The sequence below is a fragment of the Paenibacillus sp. 01T422 genome (assembly GCF_056398785.1).
This window is the reverse complement of sequence record NZ_JBFTQB010001106.1, coordinates 1-2,640: the sequence shown is the minus strand read 5'-3', so window position 1 is coordinate 2,640 and position 2,640 is coordinate 1. Positions and strand designations below refer to the sequence as shown.

At 45.8% G+C, this 2,640-nt stretch carries 3 protein-coding genes; all 3 read left to right on the top strand.

Annotation, left to right across the window (positions count from 1 at the left end; genetic code table 11):
* Positions 1-556 (top strand): DUF309 domain-containing protein (locus tag AC1DUA_RS36100; RefSeq protein WP_477504314.1); only part of this gene is annotated, 556 nt, incomplete at its 5' end.
* Positions 553-1,281, top strand: a complete 729-nt coding sequence (locus AC1DUA_RS36095; RefSeq protein ID WP_477504313.1) for a response regulator transcription factor — start codon at positions 553-555, stop codon at positions 1,279-1,281. The genes AC1DUA_RS36100 and AC1DUA_RS36095, both read left to right, overlap by 4 nt.
* Positions 1,274-2,584, top strand: a complete 1,311-nt coding sequence (locus AC1DUA_RS36090) for a sensor histidine kinase (protein ID WP_477504312.1) — start codon at positions 1,274-1,276, stop codon at positions 2,582-2,584. Before AC1DUA_RS36095 ends, AC1DUA_RS36090 begins: the two co-directional genes overlap by 8 nt.
* Positions 2,585-2,640: the final 56 nt, after the last annotated feature.

Below are 2,640 nucleotides of genomic sequence, written 5' to 3'. Positions count from 1 at the left end.
GAACAAGGTGGGGGAACGATTAATGAAGCAGTATCCGGAAGCTTACATCGAATATTTACTGCATTTTCATGCGGAGCGAGATTATTTTGAATGCCATGAGGTTATGGAAGAATTTTGGAAAGAGCACCCCGGGGACGAGCGAAGCAGAACGTATGTCGCGTTGATCCAAATAGCGGTGGGAATGTATCATATCAGGCGCGGAAACCGCACGGGTGCCGTGAAAATGCTGCAAAGTGCCGAGCGTAATGCGCAGGCTGATCATGTGACATCTTTGGGGCTCGACCCTGAGCAGCTGGGCGAACTAATTGGACATACTTGGGCTCAAATCGAGCGAGATGGTTATTTGTATCAAGATATCAATTTACCGATCACAGATTTGGAATTAATTGCATTATGCCAGTCCGAATGCGAGCGAAGAGGGTTGATTTGGCATGCGCCAAGCCGAATGGCCGATATTGAACTCATCCAGAAGCATACGCGACGAGATCGGACAGATGTAATTGAAGAAAGAGTAAGACAACAGCAAATTCGTAAGGAAAAGGGTGGCGCCAAGTGAACTCGGAAGGTAAAGTACTTGTCGTAGATGATGAGCCGAATATTGCGGAAGTGGTTAGACTGTATTTGGAGCACTCCAATTATGAACCGATTCTGCTGCCGCGAGGGCAAGAGGTTCTTCGTACAATCGTAGAAGAGAAACCAAACTTAGTTCTACTGGACATCATGCTGCCGGATATTTCGGGCTATGAGCTATGTGAGATGATTCGGAAAATGGAAGCTCCCTATCATCAGACACCGATTATTTTTCTAACAGCCAAGGGCGAGTCCATTGACAAGCTGAGAGGATTTAACTTGGGTGTTGACGATTATTTAGTCAAGCCATTCGATCCTAATGAGCTTATTGCCCGCATTAAGGCTGTATTGCGCCGTACGGTTCAAATGCCAACGGATCTGTCAGCTTCGCAAAATTCGTCCCGTAAAATATTGGAAATCGGAAATATTGTGATTGATTTGGACCAGTACCGGGTGACTGTGGGAGGAAAACGAATTGATCTCACGCCGAAGGAGATTGAATTGCTGCATTTCCTGACCAGTCATCCGAGTCGCGTTTTCACGCGTGAGGATCTGCTGGGTTATGTGTGGAATTTTGATTTTACCGGCGGTACGCGTACGGTCGACGCTCATGTGAAAAATTTGCGTAAAAAGCTGGGACAACATGATACGTGGAACATTCAAACGCTGTGGGGTATTGGTTATTCGTTTGAGGTGGTTCAGCATGTTTAAGCTTTGGCTGAAGGGAAAATATAACAGCCTTTATCTGAAAATCTTCTTGTCTTTTCTGGCGACCTGTGTGCTTTTCTTTGCGGGATTGTTTCTGTTCTGGAACTATTATTTTACGGATCTGTTTTACAAGGACAAAGTTGAACTGCTGGAGAAACGTGTTGTCGAAGTGACTCGGCTAATGAACTCTGTTCAAGACGGCACCATTTCCACGAGGGAATTGAAGTATACCGTACGCATTTTAGCACGAAGCATTAATGGACAAGTGTGGCTCGTTGATGACAAAGGGAATATTCTGAACGGTTCCTCTGACAGTGAAGGTAGAACGATACCGAAGCAGATGGATGCGCAGTTTATCGACGGCTTGCCTATTTCTGCTGTACGGGTTAACATTCTGGTTCCGCTCTTGTTTTCTCTCCTGGCCGTAGGATTCATTCTCTACATTATTTCACGAAAACTCGCTGGCCCGCTTCAGCAAATGAACCGTGCGGCGCTTGAACTGGCGCATGGCGACTTTACGACCCGTGTTCCGGTCACTTCCCACGATGAGGTCGGGCAGCTAGCCACCAGCTTCAACTTCATGGTAGAGCAGTTGGAAGAATGGGAGGGTACTCGGCAGGAGTTTCTGACGAATGTGTCACATGAACTGCGTTCACCGCTTACGACACTGCGCGGTTTTATCGTGGCTATGAACGATAAAATCATCCCTGAAGAGAAATACTCGCATTACCTGCGCATCTGTGATCAAGAGGTTCAGCGGCTGCAGCGTCTCGTGACTGATTTATTAGACCTTGCACAGATTCAAAATGGTTTCGATGTGTTTCGACTAAGGCCTGTCGTCATGACAGAAGTACTGGAAGAATCATTGGAATTATTGAAGGCACCGATCGCTGTTAATGAGATAACGCTTCATCTTATCTTACCTAATCCGGAAAAAGAGCCTGCTCAAGTTCCGCTAGATCCTGATCGTTTTGCTCAAATCGTACATAATTTAATTTATAACTCTTTAAAATTCACGCCTAAGGGTGGGACGTTAACCGTTGCATTGGAAGAGGCGGAGCATGAAGTCCATCTATTCATTCGCGATACCGGAACTGGGATGACGGATGCTGAGTTAGCACGCATTTGGGATCGCTTCTATAAGGCAGATGAAGCAAGAACATCAAGCTCTGACGTGACAACGGGGACGGGGCTTGGACTGACGATTGTGAAGCATTTAGTCACTGGTATGCATGGCACCATTCAAGTACGCAGCCGATTAGGTGAAGGAACCGAATTTTGTGTAACATTTCCTCGAATTTCGTAGAGTTTCACAAATTTTTTACAACTAAAACAAACTTCTTTCATGTTTGAAATGTATCC

Coding starts and splice junctions, on each gene's coding strand:
- AC1DUA_RS36090 (WP_477504312.1), top strand. CDS start 1,274: ATGTTTAAGCTTTGGCTGAAGGGAAAATATAACAGCCTTTATCTGAAA.